This window comes from Nonomuraea sp. GTA35 (assembly GCF_041950525.1).
In the GTDB taxonomy this organism is placed as follows: Bacteria; Actinomycetota; Actinomycetes; order Streptosporangiales; family Streptosporangiaceae; genus Nonomuraea.
In genome coordinates this window covers 253,106-269,904 of sequence record NZ_JBGNUV010000016.1, presented here as the reverse complement: position 1 = coordinate 269,904, position 16,799 = coordinate 253,106, and the positions used below count along the sequence as shown (strand labels likewise).

General features: G+C 71.9%; 17 protein-coding genes and 1 pseudogene. 9 read left to right on the top strand and 9 right to left on the bottom strand.

The window, feature by feature from the left end; genetic code table 11:
- The first annotated feature begins 43 nt into the window (after positions 1-43).
- Positions 44-3,157 (top strand): lantibiotic dehydratase, encoded by a 3,114-nt coding sequence (locus ACBJ32_RS48890; RefSeq protein ID WP_375132737.1) that lies wholly within the window; start codon positions 44-46, stop codon positions 3,155-3,157.
- Complete coding sequence (locus ACBJ32_RS48885) at positions 3,154-4,503, top strand: lanthionine synthetase C family protein (protein WP_375132736.1); 1,350 nt, start codon at positions 3,154-3,156, stop codon at positions 4,501-4,503. Before ACBJ32_RS48890 ends, ACBJ32_RS48885 begins: the two co-directional genes overlap by 4 nt.
- Before the next feature lie 46 nt (positions 4,504-4,549).
- On the opposite strand, the gene ACBJ32_RS48880 is transcribed toward ACBJ32_RS48885, so the two are convergent.
- Positions 4,550-4,675: a hypothetical protein gene (locus tag ACBJ32_RS48880; protein WP_375132735.1), complete on the bottom strand. Its 126-nt coding sequence runs from the start codon at positions 4,673-4,675 to the stop codon at positions 4,550-4,552.
- A gap of 270 nt (positions 4,676-4,945) precedes the next feature.
- Here ACBJ32_RS48880 and ACBJ32_RS48875 point away from each other — a divergent pair, with 270 nt between their 5' ends.
- Entirely contained in the window at positions 4,946-5,209 is a 264-nt protein-coding gene (locus tag ACBJ32_RS48875) for a hypothetical protein (protein WP_375132734.1), read from the top strand.
- Between the two features lie 424 nt (positions 5,210-5,633).
- Here the strand turns inward: ACBJ32_RS48875 and ACBJ32_RS48870 are convergent, their stop codons facing one another.
- A complete protein-coding gene (locus tag ACBJ32_RS48870) occupies positions 5,634-5,942 on the bottom strand; it encodes a hypothetical protein (protein ID WP_375132733.1) in 309 nt (102 codons plus the stop codon).
- Positions 5,943-5,945: 3 nt separating this feature from the next.
- On the opposite strand from ACBJ32_RS48870, the gene ACBJ32_RS48865 reads away from it, so the two are divergent.
- Both ACBJ32_RS48865 and ACBJ32_RS48860 read left to right on the top strand, forming a co-directional pair.
- Entirely contained in the window at positions 5,946-6,797 is an 852-nt protein-coding gene (locus tag ACBJ32_RS48865) for a helix-turn-helix domain-containing protein (protein WP_375132732.1), read from the top strand.
- Entirely contained in the window at positions 6,746-7,237 is a 492-nt protein-coding gene (locus tag ACBJ32_RS48860; RefSeq protein WP_375132731.1) for a MarR family winged helix-turn-helix transcriptional regulator, read from the top strand. Before ACBJ32_RS48865 ends, ACBJ32_RS48860 begins: the two co-directional genes overlap by 52 nt.
- Before the next feature lie 219 nt (positions 7,238-7,456).
- Here the strand turns inward: ACBJ32_RS48860 and ACBJ32_RS48855 are convergent, their stop codons facing one another.
- Together ACBJ32_RS48855 and ACBJ32_RS48850 are read right to left on the bottom strand one after the other, a co-directional pair.
- The gene (locus ACBJ32_RS48855) at positions 7,457-8,554 is read right to left on the bottom strand and encodes an oxygenase MpaB family protein (protein ID WP_375132730.1); all 1,098 of its coding nucleotides are present in this window, start codon (positions 8,552-8,554) and stop codon (positions 7,457-7,459) included.
- 325 nt (positions 8,555-8,879) lie between these two features.
- Positions 8,880-9,434: a helix-turn-helix domain-containing protein gene (locus ACBJ32_RS48850; RefSeq protein ID WP_375132773.1), complete on the bottom strand. Its 555-nt coding sequence runs from the start codon at positions 9,432-9,434 to the stop codon at positions 8,880-8,882.
- Positions 9,435-9,691: 257 nt separating this feature from the next.
- On the opposite strand from ACBJ32_RS48850, the pseudogene ACBJ32_RS48845 reads away from it, so the two are divergent.
- Positions 9,692-9,876 (top strand): annotated as a pseudogene (locus ACBJ32_RS48845) (IS701 family transposase); the annotation flags it as partial.
- Positions 9,877-10,004: 128 nt separating this feature from the next.
- Here the strand turns inward: ACBJ32_RS48845 and ACBJ32_RS48840 are convergent.
- Positions 10,005-10,637 (bottom strand): alpha/beta hydrolase, encoded by a 633-nt coding sequence (locus ACBJ32_RS48840; RefSeq protein WP_375132729.1) that lies wholly within the window; start codon positions 10,635-10,637, stop codon positions 10,005-10,007.
- Positions 10,637-11,464 carry an alpha/beta fold hydrolase gene (locus ACBJ32_RS48835; protein WP_375132728.1) on the bottom strand — a complete coding sequence of 276 codons (828 nt, stop codon included), beginning with the start codon at positions 11,462-11,464 and terminating at the stop codon, positions 10,637-10,639. The genes ACBJ32_RS48840 and ACBJ32_RS48835 overlap by 1 nt, the downstream gene beginning before the upstream one ends.
- A 117-nt stretch (positions 11,465-11,581) precedes the next feature.
- On the opposite strand from ACBJ32_RS48835, the gene ACBJ32_RS48830 reads away from it, so the two are divergent.
- Positions 11,582-12,832, top strand: coding sequence for a histidine kinase (locus ACBJ32_RS48830; RefSeq protein WP_375132727.1), 1,251 nt, complete (start codon positions 11,582-11,584; stop codon positions 12,830-12,832).
- Positions 12,820-13,467: a response regulator gene (locus ACBJ32_RS48825; RefSeq protein WP_375132726.1), complete on the top strand. Its 648-nt coding sequence runs from the start codon at positions 12,820-12,822 to the stop codon at positions 13,465-13,467. The genes ACBJ32_RS48830 and ACBJ32_RS48825 overlap by 13 nt, the downstream gene beginning before the upstream one ends.
- A 281-nt stretch (positions 13,468-13,748) precedes the next feature.
- Here ACBJ32_RS48825 and ACBJ32_RS48820 read toward each other — a convergent pair whose 3' ends face one another.
- Together ACBJ32_RS48820 and ACBJ32_RS48815 are read right to left on the bottom strand one after the other, a co-directional pair.
- On the bottom strand, positions 13,749-14,312 hold the full coding sequence (locus tag ACBJ32_RS48820) for a TetR/AcrR family transcriptional regulator (protein ID WP_375132725.1): 564 nt from the start codon (positions 14,310-14,312) through the stop codon (positions 13,749-13,751).
- Between the two features lie 9 nt (positions 14,313-14,321).
- The gene (locus ACBJ32_RS48815) at positions 14,322-15,224 is read right to left on the bottom strand and encodes an SDR family NAD(P)-dependent oxidoreductase (protein ID WP_375132724.1); all 903 of its coding nucleotides are present in this window, start codon (positions 15,222-15,224) and stop codon (positions 14,322-14,324) included.
- 555 nt (positions 15,225-15,779) lie between these two features.
- On the opposite strand from ACBJ32_RS48815, the gene ACBJ32_RS48810 reads away from it, so the two are divergent.
- Positions 15,780-16,010, top strand: a complete 231-nt coding sequence (locus ACBJ32_RS48810) for a hypothetical protein (protein WP_375132723.1) — start codon at positions 15,780-15,782, stop codon at positions 16,008-16,010.
- Positions 16,011-16,164: 154 nt separating this feature from the next.
- On the opposite strand, the gene ACBJ32_RS48805 is transcribed toward ACBJ32_RS48810, so the two are convergent.
- Positions 16,165-16,659 carry a ThuA domain-containing protein gene (locus ACBJ32_RS48805; protein ID WP_375132722.1) on the bottom strand — a complete coding sequence of 165 codons (495 nt, stop codon included), beginning with the start codon at positions 16,657-16,659 and terminating at the stop codon, positions 16,165-16,167.
- Between the last annotated feature and the right edge of the window lie 140 nt (positions 16,660-16,799).

The following is a 16,799-nucleotide window of genomic DNA, read 5'->3' as shown; positions in this document are numbered from 1 at the left end:
ACCTCTCATGGGCACTTTCCCGATCACCTCGAAGGGAGCATCGGTGACGGAGGAACCCGGTAGCCCGGCGTTCACCATCGCGCCGTCCGGCCTGCTGCGCACACCCCTGCTGCCGGCCACGCGCGCCCGCGACACCGTGCGGGACCTGGACCCCGAAGACCCCTCCCGGCGCGACGAACTGCGTGACTACGTCCGCCAGGTCGTCGCCGACCCCGTCGTACGAGAGGCGCTCGAAGTCTCCAGCGCCTCGTTGACCCGGACGCTCGCGGCGATCGACGCGGGCCGGGACCTGCCGATCGCGCGGCTGCGGAAGGCCGCCTACACGGTCACGAAGTACCTGCTGCGCATGTCCAGCCGGCCCACGCCGTTCGGGCTGATGGCCGGGGTGGCGCCCGCCGAGCTGGGCGGCCGGGCGTCGTTCCGGCCGGGCACGGAGGTCGTCAAGGCGGCGCGGCCGGACACCGGCTGGCTGATGAGCCTGGTCCGCCAGTGGGAACGCCACCCCGGCGTCCTGGCCGGCCTGCGCCTGGTCCGTAACGACCTGGCCTTTGAACGCGGTGAGCGCCTCGTTCTGCCCGGCACGCGCGACGGCGGCGACCACAACCCCGGCCACCACGAGATCTCCGTCAGGAACACCGCGGCCGTACGGCACGCGATGCGCCTGGCGGCCACCCCCGTCCCCTTCCAGGACCTGGTCGCCGAACTCTCCGACGCCTTCCCGGGAACTCCGGACCGGCACATCACCACGATGCTGGGCCAGCTCGTGGAGCAGGAGCTGCTGCTCACGGATCTGCGGCCGGCGCAGCACACCGGCGATCCGCTGGGCCACGTGCTGGAGCGGATGAGCGCCGCCGGTCATCCGCACCGACGCGACCTGGCCGCCGTCCGCGCCGCCATCACCGACTTCACCGCCGCGCCCCCCGGAGCGGGCCGCGCCGCCCTGCACCGGGCGCACACGGCGATGGCCGCCCTGAGCCCCGCCGACCGGCCGCTCCAGGTCGACATGGGGACAGGAGCGCAAGCCGCCCTGCCCGCCGCCATCGCCGAGGAGATCGCCAGGGCAGCCGACGTGCTGTGGCGGACCACGCCCGACCCGGTGTACCCGCACCTTCGCGACTACCATGACGCCTTCGCCGAGCGATACGGCTACCACCATGGCGTGCCGCTCAAGGAACTGCTGGACCCGGTCCGCGGGCTCGGCGCGCCCGCCGGATACCGCTGGCCGCCGTCCTCACGAGCCGCCGACGCGCAGCCCCGCCAGGACTCCGAGCGCGGCCTGCTCCTCACCGGCCTCGCGCAGGAGGCCCTGCTCACCGGCGCCCGCGAGATCGTCCTGAACGATGCCGTCATCGGGGAGCTGACCCGGCTCGACCCGGACCGTGACCAGCCGCAGGCCCTGGACCTGTGCTTCAGCGTCCTGGCCGACTCGATCGAGGCGATGGGCGAGGGTGACTTCCGCCTCGCCCTGAGCGACGGCGCGGGCGCGGCGGAGCCGGGCGGCTACTCCGGCAGATTCCTCCACATGCTTTCCGGCCAGGCGGCGCGCCTCGAGGCGGCGCTGAGAGCCGGCCCAGTCACCGACGCCGTGGTGCCCGTCCAGGTCTTCTTCCAGCCCGCGCAGTTCCGCCAGGGCAACGTGTCGCACGTGCCCCTCGTCCTCGGGCACCGCGTTGTCGCCGGCGCGTACGACGAGCGGGACGCCCTGTCGGCGCTGCCTCTGGACGACCTGCTGATCGCCGCCGACCGCCGCCGGCTGCGGGTGGTGTCGCGCTCCTTGGGCCGCGAGGTCGCGCCGATGTTCCTCCACATGCTCAACCCTCTGACCGGCATGCCGAACGCGGTCCGGCTGCTGAGCGAGATCGCGCAGGTGCGGCGATGGCCTCTGCGGGGCTGGCAATGGGGAGAGGCCGCCCGCCTGCCGTACCTGCCCCGGGTGCGCCACAGCCGCACCGCGCTCTCTCCCGCCCGCTGGCTGCCCTCGCGCGCGCTCAAGGATCCCACCCTGTCGTGGCCGTCGTGGCCGTCGTGGCTGGCGGCGCTGCGCGAGTGGCGCGCCCGCTGGGAGGTGCCGGAGCTGGTCGAGCTCAGCAACGGCGACCAGCGCCTGCCGGTGGACCTCGGCTCCACGCTCCACCAGCGGTTGTTCCGGCACGAGCTCCGTAAGGTCCCCCACATGACGGTGACCGAGCCGCCCATGGGCCGGCCGCCCGGCTCCGGCTGGTGCGGCGGCCACGCCAATGAGGTCGTCGTCACGCTGATCCCGCGTGCCCGCCCGCCCCGGGCCCATCGGACGGTCGCCCCGGGGCCCGTCCAGGCGCACCACCATCCCGGCGGGCCGTGGCTGTACGCGAAGATCTACCTGCCCGCCGAACTCCACGACGAGCTGCTCACCGAGCACCTGCCGCACCTGCTCGGCGACATTGACGGCCTGGTGGACCACTGGTTCTTCCTGCGCTACCGCGACCCGCACGCCCATGTGAGGCTGCGCCTCCACGGCGACCCCGCGACGCTGTCGGGCAAGGTACTGGGTCGCTTGCACGAGTGGACGGCCGCCGCCCAGGAGGCCGGTCTCGTCCAGCGGGTGACACTGGACACCTACGAGCCGGAGTACGTCAGATACGGCGGAGAAGACCTGATCGGGCTCGCCGAACGGGTGTTCGCCGCGGACAGCCGTGCGGTGCTCGCCCAGCTCGGCCTGCTGGCCGGCGGCGCGCTGACGCTCGATCCCGTCCTGGTCGCCGCCGCCAACCACATCGAGTTGTCCCGCAACCTGTACGGCGACGCCCACGGCGAACACCTCTTGAGCCTCTATCCCAAGGACAGCCGCGCCCACGGCGCCTTCCAGTCCCACCGCCAGGCCGCCCGGGCGCTGAACCCGGCCGGCGGTTGGCAGAGACTCTCGCGTGAGCCCGGAGGCGACCGCCTCCTCGCGGCCTGGGCGGACAGGGCCCCGGCGGTCGCCGCGTACGGGCGGGCGCTCCGCTCCCGCTTCGCCGCCCCCGCGGAGGCGGACCGGATCGGCACCGCCACCTCCGGCCTCCTGCACATGCACGTCAACCGCCTGCTGGGCATCAACCCGCAGCGCGAGGACGCCACCTACGCCATCGCCAGGGGAGTGGTGGACGCCGCCCGCAACCACGCCAGGTTCGCCCGGTGAACGCCCGCCGCGCCGACGAGACGAGCACCCGCGCCGCCGAGACGGGCGCCCACGCCGACGAGGCCGCCCGCCGCTCGCGCGCCGCCGGGATCGTCGCCACCGTCGCCGAGCGCCTGTCGGATCCCGAGACCGTCGCCGCCGTCATGGCTCGCGATCCGCGCACCAACCACGCCGCCTCGCTGGCCAACGGCTTCCCTTCGGTGGCGCTGCTCTTCGCGGAGCTGGGCACGACGGACCCGGGCCACCGCCACACCGCCCACACCATGCTCGAACGGGCGGTCAAGGAGCCCGGGGACGGCGACGTGTCGCTGCACTCCGGGCTGGCCTCTCTCGCCTTCGCCGCCCGTGCCAACGCCCGTGACACCGGCGACTACGGCACGCTGCTCGGCCAGCTCGACGATCACCTTTCCGAGGCCGCGCGCCTGCTGTCGGCCCCTTCGAACGTTCGCGACTGGCGCCACGACGTCATCACCGGGCTCGCCGGACTGGGCCGCTACCTGCTCATGAGCCCGGCCACCCCACCCGATGCCATGCGGGCGATCCTGCGTCACCTCGTCGCGCTGGCCGACCCCGTCGAGGTCGAGGGAACCGAGGTGCCCGGATGGTGGGTCATGGCTCTCCCCTGGACGAGCATGTCCGAGGACACCGCCGAGAGGTACCGGCACGGGCACGGCAACCTGGGCATCGCCCACGGCATCCCCGGCCCGCTCGCCCTGCTGGCGCTGTCCTGGAAGGCCGGGCTGACCGTCCCGGGCCAGCGCGAGGCGATGGAAGGCATCGTGGAGTGGCTGCTCGGCTGGTCGAGCAGCGACGAGCACGGCATCCGCTGGCCGACGACGGTGACCATGGACCAGCACCGGGATCGCGCCGCGGGCCACGCCGGCCACCCGGGCCACGCGGGCACTGTGGCGAGCTGGTGCTATGGCCTGCCCGGCATCGGCCGCGCGATTCAGCTCGCCGGGGTCGCCCTCGACCGGCCCGACTGGACCCGGGTCGCGGACCAGGCCATGGCCTCGCTCCTGGGCCGCCCCGCCAGGCAACTGCAACTGCGCTCGGCCGCGCTGTGCCACGGATGGGCGGGCCTGCTGCAGGTGGCGATGCGCATCGACGCCGACAGCCCTGACCGAGGGGGTCCCGCCGCCCGGGTCGCGGAGCTGGCGGCCGAACGCGCGCTGCGCCTCTTCGACTCCGGCGCGGCCTTCGGCTACCGGTTCCCGATCTCCGGCGTCCTTCAGGAAGGGCCCGGCCTTCTGGAGGGGGCCGCCGGCGTCGCGCTGGCCCTGCACGGTTATGCCACCGGACAGGCGCCCCGTACCGGCTGGGACGCCGCCCTGCTGATCGCCTGACACGGAAAGAGCCTCTCCCTGGCAGGGAGAGGCTCTTTCTGGCGCGTCAGCGGGTCGCCGCGGGAACCGACTGGTGCTCCATCGGGTCCGCCGAAGCGGAGCCGGCGAGCGCGAGGCCCCCGATGGCGGCCGCGGCCGCCAGCACGGCCGCGACGACGACCCTGGCGCCCATACGCCGAAGTTTATTCATGGTACGTCCTTTCCGCTAACCTGCATGGTGCTTTCACGGCAATTCTCCGAGCCTTTTCCCGGAACGGCCATGACTCGAAAGTAGAAGATTTCCGGCCCACTGTATTTCCACTTCCGAGTCATGGCCGCTGCCGGCCAGGAAGCGATAACGTCGAATTGTCAGCCGAAATCCGGCGACAACGGGCTTACGCCCCCGGCCGCGAGCAGGCCGTTTTCTGTGCCCTTGTTCATCTGTTAGGAGAAAGGAGTCCTGATGAGAATCGCCCCCCGGAAACTGATGGGCGCCCTGGCGGCGACGGCCATGGCTCTGTCGATCGGAGCCGCCACCCAGCCGGTCTCGGCCGCGACGACCGCGCCGGACGGGCTCGGTGCGGCGTACTGGAATACCGCAGGCCCGTTCAGGAGTGAGGAATCCTGCCTGGACGAGCGCGGTGACTACGTGCGCTACTACCACGTCGGCGACTGCTACACCTCTCCCTATCCGTGGTGGTACTTCGACTTCAGCCCGAGGAACTGAGCGGCCCCCGGCACGCCGATCGCACCCGCGCCCGCCTGTGCGGGTGTTGCTCTCGGTGCGATCGGCGTCGGGTGCGGGCTTCCGTCCCCGCCGGGCGGGGCGCATTCGGCAAGATCGACCTTCGGAAGATCCGCCGCAACTGGGAGGCATACTCCGGGTCGCCGCCTCGATCCACACCGGCACGGTGCGGGCCTACGACGTCGTCACCATGCGGCAGCGCGACGGCCACCCCACCGCGCCCGGCGAGGCCCGTCAGCGTGGAAGCCGTCCAACTGATGACCACCGCGCGGCCAGCTTGGGCCGCCGGCAGACCGGCGTAACCGGCGCCCACCACGACGATGCGATGACTCATGACACGACTCCTCTGCGGTCACGGGCAAGTTCCGGCGCCGCCTCGGGGTGGACGACCGCCACGCGTTCCCGATCAGGCCGCATACCGGGCCACCGCGACCGCCCAGGTGATGTACACGACATTCACCACCAGTCGCGCCACCGCGCCGACCGGCCGCTCCAGCATCCGTGGGCGGTCCGCCCGCGCGTGCCACAGCGCGTCCACGTGGGACACCAGGTAGCCGGTGATGAGGGCGGCGGCGGCCCAGCCCCCGGCAGACCTGCTGGGTGGAAGCAGCACCAGCGCACCCACCACGATCTCTGCCGCTCCGCTGGCGGCCACCAGCAGACGCGCCCGGCCGAGCCACGCGGGCACCAGTGTGCGGAAGTATCCAGGAATCACGAAATGCGCGACCCCCGTGACGACCAGGAAAACTGCCAGACCGACGGCAGCGATAGTGTGCATGGCGCGATGATTCAGCCACTCCATGCCTGGGCGCTTGAACAAAACGATCGCCGGCTCGTCTACGCCTCCGGCGCCGAGGCGACGATGTTCGCCGAGTCTCACGCGTTCGGCGTCGCCCAGCATCGGTTGCCCGTGTGGAAGGTCGTGCTGCCGGTCGGCGGCCAGGCCGAACTCCTCCGGCCGGGGCGGCCCATGATGACGGCGGCCGGGCTGATCGTCCCGCCCCAGCTCGCCCACACCTGCGCGGCGACCTCGTCCTATGTCGCCCTGTTCATCGACTCGTGGCTGCTGCCCCCCGGCAGCGAACCGACCCGGCTCGACGCCACCGAGGTCCGTCGTCTGCTCTCCGCACTCGGCGCAGGCGACTCCGACGGGCCCGGTACTGCCGCGGACCTGGCCGCCGGATACATCGAGGTGAGCACTCTCACCGGGGCCCCGCCGGCGCTCGACCCGAGAGTGGCCCATGCCGTCCGGCTGTGTTCGTCTCCCGATCCAGACGGTTCCATCGCCTCCGTCGCCGCTGAGGTCGGTCTGTCGGCCCCGCGGCTGCGCGCGCTCGTCCGGCAGGGCGTGGGCGTTCCGCTCACCCGCCTGCGCCAATGGGGGCGGCTTCGCGCCGCGATCGCTGACCTCCCGGCTACGACGGTGGCCATGGCCGCCGCCACCGCGGGCTTCGCCGACCAGGCCCACCTCACCCGTACCGCGCGCGACCTCATGGGGCGCACGCCGGCCTCCATACGATGCTCGGTGACAGCCCAGGACTCCCGAAGCTCCGGCGAAGGGCCGATGTAGCCAGCGGGGAACGCAGGAGGCCTGGCAGTCCTTCGCCGAGGAGAAGAACTCCGCGCGTTCTTCTTCGCCGAGACCGGCGATCTCGCCGACGTTCTCGAAGTACTCCTCCCGGGGCGCGCCGGGCGCGAAGAGCATCAACATCGAGGCGGGCCGGCCGGAGTCGTTCCCTCGTCACCACCGGGGCGATCACGTTGCGGGTCGACCGCATGGCGGCCAAGGGCCTGGTCACGCGCACGCCCGACGTCGCCGACCGCCGCTCCGTCAAGATACGCCTCACCTCGCGCGCTCTCGAACTGATCGACGAGATCCTCCCCCTCCACCTGGCCAACGAGGCCCGCCTGGTGGAGGGCCTCGGCGCCGATGAGCGCTCGCACCTGGCGGCCACGCTCGCCGGGCTGCTGGAGTCCCACGGCGACACACCCGCCAACACCGACCGCTGACGGGTGTGTCCAGTCCGTAGTGACGACCTCGGCCGCCGGTGGCAACCGCCGCGGCGCTGGCAGGCGGTTGGGCCATGGGTTGTGCTTCCTCTCGCTGTGGGGGCGAGGGGAAGCTGGACCATCAGATTGCTGACGCCGGCTCGGTCTGTGGCAGCAGTCCGTAGCCCCCCCGCCGGCCTTCGGGCGGGACCGGGGGGCGGCCCGCCCGAAGCCGGGAGGCTACGCGCTGACGATGCGGTCGGCCATCTGCGGTTCGGTTTCCTGGCCGTGGGTGAAGGCCTCTATGGAGATCTCCTGGACAGCGTTGCTCAGCTCGCCGAGCACCTTCTTGACGGGCGGGGTCTCATACAGCGGGGTGGCGGCGAGGACCTTGTTGAACAGGCCGCCGATTTGGGCCACGGGGTCCAGGACGGCGTTTTTGGGGATCTTCATCATGTCCGCGTACGTGTTGCCGAGGGCCAGGCGCAGGAAGGCGGCCACGGCGCCCGGCACACCGACGTATCGCTGGTAGAGCTCGATGCATTCGCGGGTGAGGTTGATGCCTTCGGGGCTGGAGGCCCATTCGTGGGGGCGTGCCTCGTGCCACAGCTCGCGTCCTGCCGGGTAGCCCTCGGGCAGGATGCCGTCGGGCACGCCGAGGAAGTGGGCGACGATCCGCCAGGCGAAGTAGAAGCCTTCGGCGTCGGCCGGCGCGACCTTGAAACCGAGGTTGTCCATCGCGTCCAGGATGCCGACGGAGAAGACCAGGGCGGCGCCGGCGGTGTAGAGCTGGGAGACGGGCATGCCGTCGCGGGCCTGGTCCCACTGGCCGGAGCGCAGGTGGAGCTGGCGGATGGCGGCGTGGATGAGCCGGACCTTCTGGCAGGTGGGCACCAGCTTGGAGTGCGAGGTGAAGGCGTCCTCGTTGCCCATGCCGACGAACAGCCGGGTCGACTGCGACAGGCGGCGATGGGGCTGGCGCAGGACGTGGGTGGAGTCGAGGGTCTTGGCACCCATCGGCGACAGGTAGGTGCCGACCAGGCCCGCGGTGGCCTGCAGGGTGGCGGCCTCGCCCTGATAGCGCTGGAAGAAGGCGGCCGTGCGGGCCAGCTCGCCCGGGGTGACCCAGGAGGGGAACTGCCGGGTCGATTCCATGTAGTCGCGCAGCACGGGGGGCGCGCCGGCGGGGATGTCGGAGCCGGCGGTGCTGATCTGCCGGAAGACGTCATTGACGGTGTTGACCTGGCCTGCGTCCAGCAGTTGGGTGACGACCTCGTCGGCGAGCGGGTCTCCCATGTCCTTGAGCTGCTGCTTGAAGTCGGCGTATCTGAGAGCCATGGCTGTCTCCGTGCTCTTGCGGGGCCGGGTTTCCCACCCACCCGCCCTTAACTGTGTGTAGTCATTCTTATACGCCGTGTAGCGATCTGGCGAGGCTGCGCGTCGCCGAGCTCGTCACCTTGAACATCGACGACGTGCCACTCCCCGCCCGCAAGGGCAAGGCAAGGTCCTCGTCCGCAACGGCGAGGGCGAAACCTCCCGCGAAGTCCCCCTGCTGGACGCCACCGTGCGCGAGGCCGTCGAAGACTTGAAGACCGAACGCGGCATCTGGCCGGGCGCGGGCCGCCCGGCGCTGTTCCTCAACCGCCACCGCGGCAGCCGACTGTCAGCCCGCGCCGTCGACCACCTGCCCTTCCTTCGCAGCCGCCGCGACCGGGGAGCCGAGGCGGGTGGCGTGGCTCGGTGGGTGGCCGTACTGGCGGCGGTACTCGCGGCTGAACTGGGAGGGGCTGTCGTAGCCGACGCGGTGCGCGACGCCCGTGACGTCGCCGGGATGGGCGGCCAGCAGGAGCCGGGCCTGCTGGAGGCGCAGCTGCTTCTGGAACTGGATGGGGCTCAGCGCCGTGACGGTCCGGAAGTGGCGGTGGAACGCCGACGGGCTCATGCCGGCCAGCCGCGCCAGGTCCTCCACGCGGAAGGGCTCGGCGTAGTGGTCCTGGATCCAGCGGACGGCCCTGGCCACGTGGCTGAGGCTGCTGCCTGCCAGGCCGAGCTGGCGTACGGCGGCGCCCTGCTCCCCGGTGAGCAGCCGCCACAGGATCTCGCGCTTGACCAGCGGCGCCAGCACCGCCTGGTCGCGGGGCCTGTCCAGCAGGCGGACCAGGCGGGTGAGGGCGTCGAGGAGGTCGGCCGTCATGGTGGCGACGGCGAGGCCGGGCAGCGCTCCTGCCGGGGGGGCGGGGCAGGTCGGCGCCGTCGTGGCGCAGGCGGGCCACCTTGGCGTAGGTATGGCGCGTCCGCGGGGCCCAGCGGCGGGTCAGGGTACTTGCAGGTCCTCTGGCCGGGGCTGCGGAGTCGTGCCACGGCGGCCGTCTGGTCGCGGCCGGGCGGCGGTCGTAGCGCGCGGTGGTCGTCGGGTGGCGTCTCTGCCGCCGCACGCCGACGACGATCTCGGCGGCCCGGCGGGCTTCCAGCTGGCTCCTGGTCCGCCGCAGCCTCACGCCAGAGGACCAGGGCGAGCGCGAGCCGGCCTTCTATCTGTGCTTCGGACCTGCAGGAACCCCCTGCAGGAGCTGGTCCGCATCGCCGGTTGCCGCTGGGCGATCGAGGAGTGCTTCGCCTCCGCCAAGAACGAGGTCGGCCTGGATCAGTACCAGGTCCGCCGCCATGCTTTGAGGCAGGCGTAGATGTCGTTCCGGAACCGGGACAACACCCTGGTGAACTCGGCCGTGGTGGACGTGCACCGTCGCGAGCAGGCGCACGAACAAGCCGGCGGCGGTGGAGGCACGGCTCAGCGCCCGCACGTGAGGCGGCGCTCGGCGGGGACGCGCAGGTGCAGCAGGTAGTCGTCGATCGCCCGCCGGGTGCAGGCCGTACGCTGGTAGGCGCCGTGGCCCGCGCCCTCGTAGGTCACCAGCGCCGCGCCCCGACCGAGCTGCTGGTGGACGCCGACCGCCCACGCGTGCCCGGTCGCCGGGTCGTGACGCGCGTTGACCAGCAGGATCGGGGGAGTGCCCGTCGGCACCTTCAGCCGGTGCTGGGGGTTGCGCGGCTCGACCGGCCAGAGGGCGCAGGTCAGCGCGAACGCCTGGGTGTCGGGCTGGGTACGCATGTGGGGCGCGACCCGGCGCATCTTCGCGGCGTGGGTGGCGAACCGCCGGTGGTCGGGGATCGTCAGCCACCAATCCTGGCAGGCGGCGGGGGCCGGATGCTCGATCTCCCGTATCTCGGGGCCTGGCTGGCCGCGTACGACGCCGCGCGGTCCCGGCCTCCCTGACTCCAGCGAGGCGATCCGCGCGGCCAGCCAGGAGTAATCCGGCCCCATGAGGCCGCCCAGATGCGCCTCCGTGGCCAGGTCGTACGCGCTCAGCACGCGGCCGGCCAGGGCGGGATCGCGCAGCGTGCCCCGGTCCGCCCGGGCCATCAGCCCGTCCCAGACGGGACGTCCCTGCCGTGCAGCGCGCACGCCCGGTCGCGGGCGCACCAGCGGGCGAACGCCAGGAACGCGTTCTCGGCGTTGGCCGCCTGGCTCACCAGGAAGCGGCCGGTGGGCAGGCTGTGGTCGAGGACGCTGTCCAGCGACATCGCCCGGAGATTGCGCCCGAACAGCTCCGCGTAGTGCTGCCCGGGCAGTGTTCCCGCGGACATGCCGTGGTAGCTGATCGTGCGCTCGCCGAGCGCGGCCCGTACGGCGTCGAGGTCTTGGGCGACGCTGACCGCGTCGAGGTGATCGGCCACCGGTCCGGTGCGGCGCCGGCAGTCGGCGGCCAGCTCGGCGGCGTACGCCCGGAGCCGGTCGAAGTCGGCCTGGTCACGCGGTGTGGGCAGGGGCTCGCGCCGGACGATGTCGGCCGAGCACCGCACCGGGGAGCTGCGTCCCACGCCGCGCGGGTCGAACCCCACGACGTCGAATCTCGCCAGGATCTCCTTGCTGAAGTACGTGCTCGCCTCTCGCTGGACGAAATCGGTGCCCGGCCCGCCGCCGACGTTCACCGCCAGGACGCCGATGCGCCGCCCCGGCTCTGCTGCCTTGAGCCGGGCCACCGCCAGGCCGAACCTCGCCTCGCCCGGCCGGCCCCAGTCGACCGGGACCTGCAGCTCACCGCATTCGACGGCCCGGTTGGCCGCACACGGCGCCCACGCGATCTTCGGCCCCGCTGCCGCGCCGCGGCCCGGAAGCACGGTGCCGCCCGGGAACGCGAGCACAGTGCCCGCGAGCACCGCACCCAGCTTGTGCGCGAATCCCATCATGAAGCTCCTCCTTCGCGACTTGTCGAAGGCCCATCCAAGGCGGTGCGGCAGGCGGGCGCAGGAGTCCCCGCACCCAGTTCCGGGGGTGGGCAGGCCCTACCTCGTACAGTGGCGGCCATGGAAATGGCAGAGGCGCTGCGCGGGGCTCCCCTGCGCTTCGTCGCGTCCACCTGGCCGCCGCGCAGCGCCGCCTACGTACTCACCGGCGTGGTCAGCGGCCTGCTTGCCCTGGTGTGGGTTCCGGTGGCGCTGGTGGCGGGCGCGTACGTGCTCATGCCGCTGCTGACATCCCCGCTCGCGGCGGCCGAGCGGCGGCGCGTCGCGCTCCTCGGCCTCCCCGCGCTGCCCGACGCGCACCGCGTCCCGGGCCACGCCGGGCTCGCCGCCTGGCTGAGGGCTCGGCACACCGACGCGGCCACCTGGCGCGAGCTGGCCTACCTGGTGCTGCACGGCAGCGTGCTGCTGGCCGTGAACGTCGTGGCGCTGCTGCTCGGCTCGGCCCCCGCGCTGGTCTACCTGAGCGGCGTTGCCAACCTCACGACCTCGCAGCCCGGCGGACCGGCGTCCGCCACGCCCGCGATGCGGGCCGACGCCGCCGACGGCCAGGTGTTCGCGCTGGTCGGCGGGGCTGCGCTGGCCGTGCTCGGCACCGCCGTCCTCCTCTCCTACGCGACGGCCCTCGCCGCGCTGGCCCACGGCGCGCTCGCCCGCCTCCTGCTCTCCCCCGGCGACGAGGCCCGCGTCCGCTCGCTGACCAGCTCCCGCGCCCGCCTCATCGACGCCTTCGAATCGGAACGCCGCCGCATCGAGCGCGACCTGCACGACGGCGCCCAGCAGCGGCTCCTGCGGCTCGGCATGACGCTCGTCACGGCCCAGCTCGAACTCGACCACGGCCCCGAGGCCGCCCGAGCCCTGCTCGCACAGGCGGCCGACGAGGCCAGAGCCGCGCTCGCCGAGTTGCGCGCGCTGGTCCACGGCATCCACCCCCGGGTGCTCACCGACCTGGGCCTCCACGCTGCCGTCGCCGACCTCGCGGCGGGCTTGGCCGTGCCGGTGACCGTGGCGATGGACGTGCCGCAACGATTACCGGCGCCCGTGGAGTCCACGGCGTACTTCGTCGTCGCCGAGGCCCTGACGAACGCGGGCAGGCACGCCGCCGCCACCGAGATCACGGTGACCGGCTCGGCCACCGCCGACACCCTGACCATCGTCGTAGGCGACAACGGCAAGGGCGGCGCGGACCCGGCGCTCGGCACCGGCCTGACCGGGCTGGCCGACCGGGTCGACGCCCTGGCCGGCACCATCACGTTGACCAGCCCGCCCGGCGGGCCCACGATCCTGCGCCTGGAGTTGCCGTGCTCCGCATAGTGCTCGCCGAGGACGCGTTACTGCTGCGCGAGGGGCTGGCCGCGCTGCTGGCCCGCTTCGGTCACGAGGTGGTGGCCGCCGCCGGCGATCCGGACGCGATGTCCGCCGCCGTCGCCGAGCAGTCCCCCGACATCGTGGTCACCGACGTACGCATGCCGCCCACCTTCACCGACGAGGGCCTGCGCGCCGCCGTCGCCCTTCGCCGCGCCCACCCCGGGCTTCCCGTCCTGATCCTCAGCCAGTACGTGGCCACCGCCTACGCCGCCAAGCTTCTGGAGTCCACGAACGACGGCGGCATCGGCTACCTGCTGAAGGACCGCATCCTTGAGGTGCGCGAGTTCGTCGACGGCGTCGAACGGGTCGCCGTGGGCGGCTGCGTCATCGACCCCGAGGTCGTCCGCCGCCTCCTCACCCGCCACCACGACCCGCTGACCCGCCTCACGCCCCGCGAACGCGAGATCCTCGCTCTCATGGCAGAGGGCCGCTCCAACACGGCGATCACCAACGAGCTGAGAGTGAGCGAGAAGGTGGTCGGCAAACACATCAACGCCATCTTCACCAAGTTGGATCTCCCGCCCACGGCCACCGACGATCACCGCCGCGTCCGCGCCGTCCTGATGTACCTCGGCGCCTGATCCCGCCCCCGACCCTCGTCTCACCGTCGCCCGCAGACGGGGCTGCCCGCTGATGACCAGCAAAGGCTGGCGACTGGGGTCCATCGGAGTATGACCACCTGGCCGGAGGCCGAACGGCGGGATCTCCCCCTACCACCGCGGCTCTGTCGCGATTGCTGGCCCAGATGCCCCAAGGGCTCAGAACCGGCGGTCGGGGTTCACGCCGTCGTCGAGGCGCAGCGGCTCAGGCAGCCGGCGTCCCGTTCCCGTCGTGCACGTCTCAGCCGGCGCGAAGCTGGGTGTCAGACGTGCAGTCCCTCCAGTAGAACGGTCAGGTAATGGTGGGCGGCCCTTACGCGTGCCGTGGGGCTGCTGCCGTGAAGGGTTGCGGCATAGGCGATGCCGCACATGAGCGGGACCATGTCGTCGGAGGTCACGTCGGCGCGGACCGCGCCGGCGTGGTGGGCCCGGGCGAGTAGTCGTTCGCCGGCTGACCACACGGCTGCCTTGAGTTCTGTGGTGCGTGGCAGGGTGTCGGTGGGTGCGGCCATCACCGGGGCGAGGGAGGCGTCGGTGAGCTGTGCTTGGACAGTGCGTGACAGGAAACCGGTCAGTGCTCGCCAGGGGTCGTCATCGGCCAGCGCCTGTTCGCCGTGGGCGGCCAGTTCCGCCAGACACGCACTGGCGAGCGTCTCCATCAGCGCCTCGGCGGTGGGGAAATGCCGGTAGACGGTGCCGACGCCCAGTCCGGCGTGGCGGGCGACGTCGTTGAGCTGGAGCGGTGTGCCATCGTCGATGAGTTCCCTGGCCACGGCGACGATCCGTTCCCAGTTGCGGGCGGCGTCCTTGCGCAAGGGAGTCGTCATGCGCGCAGTTTATCCGGATAGCTCATCCATATCGACGTTGGCGACCGTGGGTGCGAGGCCTTCGCTGAGGCGGCGGACCGCTTGGACGGTTCGAGGGTCGGTGGCCCAGCGGGAGGGGGTGACCGGATGACCTTGCGGCCCGATGAGCAGGCCGGTCCGGCCGGCCAGGGAGACGTCGGTCGCGGCGAGGATCGACGAGCGGGCGGCCGCCGCCGCCGGTCCCGAGGTGGAGTGCTCGAACCTGCGCCGGACCAGGGGCCAGAGCAGGCGCAGACCTGGGGAGACAATCCTGGGGTCGCGCATGGTGCCGTTGGTCATGTCCGTTGCGGCGCCGCCCGGGTCGGCGGCGAAGACCGACACGCCGGTGCCGTCGAGTCGTCTGGCCAGGTCGAGCGCATAGGCGAGATTGGCCAGCTTGGCTCTGCCGTACCAGTGAAAGCCGTAGTAGCCGCCGCGGGGCTCGACGGTGTCGAAGGTGCGCCGGGCCAGGCCGATTGCCCCTGAGGAGACGTTCACGATCCGGCTCGGCGCCCCGGCCGTCAGAACGGGGATCAGCAACTCGGTCAGCAGGTACGGCGAGAGGTGATTGATGGCGAAGCTGGCTTCGATGCCGTCGGTGGTGTTCTGGCGCCGGGGGAACATCGCCCCGATGTTGTTGACCAGGACGGTCAGCGGGCCTTCGGCGGCGATGCGGCCGGCCACGGTGCGGACCGTGTCCAGCGAGGCGAGGTCGGCGGCCAGGAACCGGGAGGAGTGGGCTGGGTTGATGGCATTGATGCGGTGGACGGCGTGCGCGCCTCGTGCGGGGTCGCGTCCGATGACCGTGACCGCGAACCCTGCCGCGGCCAGTCCCGCGGCAGTCTCCAGCCCGATGCCTGCCGTCCCGGCCGTCACTATCGCCGTTGCCCTCATGGCACACTCCCATCTATCCGGATAGTTCATCCGCTTCGATGGATCATAGCAGAAGCGGATGAACTATCCACTTGTTTGGGTGGGACTCGTTGCGCCTCCGTGCAGCGACTGGCATTTCTATGGCGGTTGCATGCGCGCTTGGGGGAGGCGCCGCACGGAGCGTCCCGACTGAGAGTGAGGGAAAAATGCCTTCTACCGGCATAAACTGGGCGACGGAGCAAGGGGCGTATCGCCGCTTACGCGCGTCGTGGAACAGCGGCCGCTGCCAGCCGGCGGAACTTCGACGCGCAGGCACATACCGGCGGCGCTCTCGCGTGCGGCGAGTTGAATCGCGCGGCAGGACGACCTGATGACTACGGCCTCGTCGGCCGGTGGATCGCACCTGCATCTTTCCATCCGCCACCGGCCAGGCCGCAGGCTTTCCGAACGCCCACGACAACCAACCGGCGGAACCGGCCGCGCGGTCACAGCTGGTCCTCACCCCCATGCGGCATCATCCGCCGCCGGTTCGGACAGCCGCTGTCCCGACCCCATCGGTGACCAAGGGGCAGGTTCGTGACGTCCCTGCCCGTCACCCTGTGCCTGCTTCTTCAGGTCGGCTTTCAGCCGGCGGCGAGCGCCGCGACCACGGTCACGCTGAACTTCGCGATGCCCGAGGGGTTCGATCGGGCCGAACTGACCGCGTGGGCGAACGCGTTCAACAACCGCAACGACCTCCTCAGCGAGACCATCCAGGAGGAGATCGCGGCGCATCCCGCGGACCTCCCCGGGGCGCGTGACCTGTAACCGCGCGAGTTCGACGGCGCCTTCACCGTGACGTCCACCGGCGTGTCGGTCATGGTGGAATCGGACGTGCACACCAGCAACTTGTCCGGGTGGGAGGAGGTGCTGATGTGGGTCGGCGTCACCGCCGGTGGACTCGTGTTCCGGGTGGTGTGCGTCATCGCCCTGGTCCCTGGCTCGGCCCGTTCGCCATGAGCAACTCGTTCAGCTCCGCCTTCGAGAAGATCCGCGACGGGTTCCTGCCGGTCGCGAACACGATCGAATGCTGGTGGGGCTCATCGGCCGGCTCCTTCAGGACGCTGGCCAATGTGGTGGGCGGACGCGGCCGGCCACTTCCCGCCTGCTCAGCGGGCGCCGGGTCACCGGTCGTGGATATGAAGATCACGGCCTGGTACTGCGCGAGGTTGTCGTCGGTGAACAGGGCGCTGTCCTCGGTCGTGTCGACCGCGAAGTTGTTGTCCTGGCCGAGTTTCCCCACGGCCGCGATGCCCTCGGGGATCGCGTCGTGCCGGAATCCGGTCGTCTTGGAGAAGACGAGTACCTTGAAGGCCGGCGCCGCGGCGGTTTCCGCTGCGGCCGGTGCGGCGAGCAGGGTGGCGCTCGCCGGTGCGGCCAAGAGCGTGATGACGGGGGCGACGAGGGCGAGGGCCATCGCCGCGGCGATCCGACGCCGCGGACGACGCCCGTTCTCTGGCAGGGCCGCGCGTTGAGCAGCCGGGCCCACGTTCGAAGACGTGGTGACATGGAAACCCTTTCCTGACCGGGGGACGTCAGGCAAGGCGCGCGCCGCCG

What these genes read in the sequence shown, in the direction of transcription:
- ACBJ32_RS48880 (WP_375132735.1), bottom strand. Translation starts at nt 4,675, where the DNA reads ATGGGCGCCAGGGTCGTCGTCGCGGCCGTGCTGGCGGCCGCGGCCGCC.
- ACBJ32_RS48875 (WP_375132734.1), top strand. Translation starts at nt 4,946, where the DNA reads ATGAGAATCGCCCCCCGGAAACTGATGGGCGCCCTGGCGGCGACGGCC.
- ACBJ32_RS48865 (WP_375132732.1), top strand. Translation starts at nt 5,946, where the DNA reads ATGCGCGACCCCCGTGACGACCAGGAAAACTGCCAGACCGACGGCAGC.
- ACBJ32_RS48860 (WP_375132731.1), top strand. Translation starts at nt 6,746, where the DNA reads ATGCTCGGTGACAGCCCAGGACTCCCGAAGCTCCGGCGAAGGGCCGAT.
- ACBJ32_RS48855 (WP_375132730.1), bottom strand. Translation starts at nt 8,554, where the DNA reads ATGGCTCTCAGATACGCCGACTTCAAGCAGCAGCTCAAGGACATGGGA.
- ACBJ32_RS48840 (WP_375132729.1), bottom strand. Translation starts at nt 10,637, where the DNA reads ATGGCCCGGGCGGACCGGGGCACGCTGCGCGATCCCGCCCTGGCCGGC.
- ACBJ32_RS48835 (WP_375132728.1), bottom strand. Translation starts at nt 11,464, where the DNA reads ATGATGGGATTCGCGCACAAGCTGGGTGCGGTGCTCGCGGGCACTGTG.
- ACBJ32_RS48830 (WP_375132727.1), top strand. Translation starts at nt 11,582, where the DNA reads ATGGAAATGGCAGAGGCGCTGCGCGGGGCTCCCCTGCGCTTCGTCGCG.
- ACBJ32_RS48820 (WP_375132725.1), bottom strand. Translation starts at nt 14,312, where the DNA reads ATGACGACTCCCTTGCGCAAGGACGCCGCCCGCAACTGGGAACGGATC.
- ACBJ32_RS48815 (WP_375132724.1), bottom strand. Translation starts at nt 15,224, where the DNA reads ATGAGGGCAACGGCGATAGTGACGGCCGGGACGGCAGGCATCGGGCTG.
- ACBJ32_RS48805 (WP_375132722.1), bottom strand. Translation starts at nt 16,659, where the DNA reads ATGGCCCTCGCCCTCGTCGCCCCCGTCATCACGCTCTTGGCCGCACCG.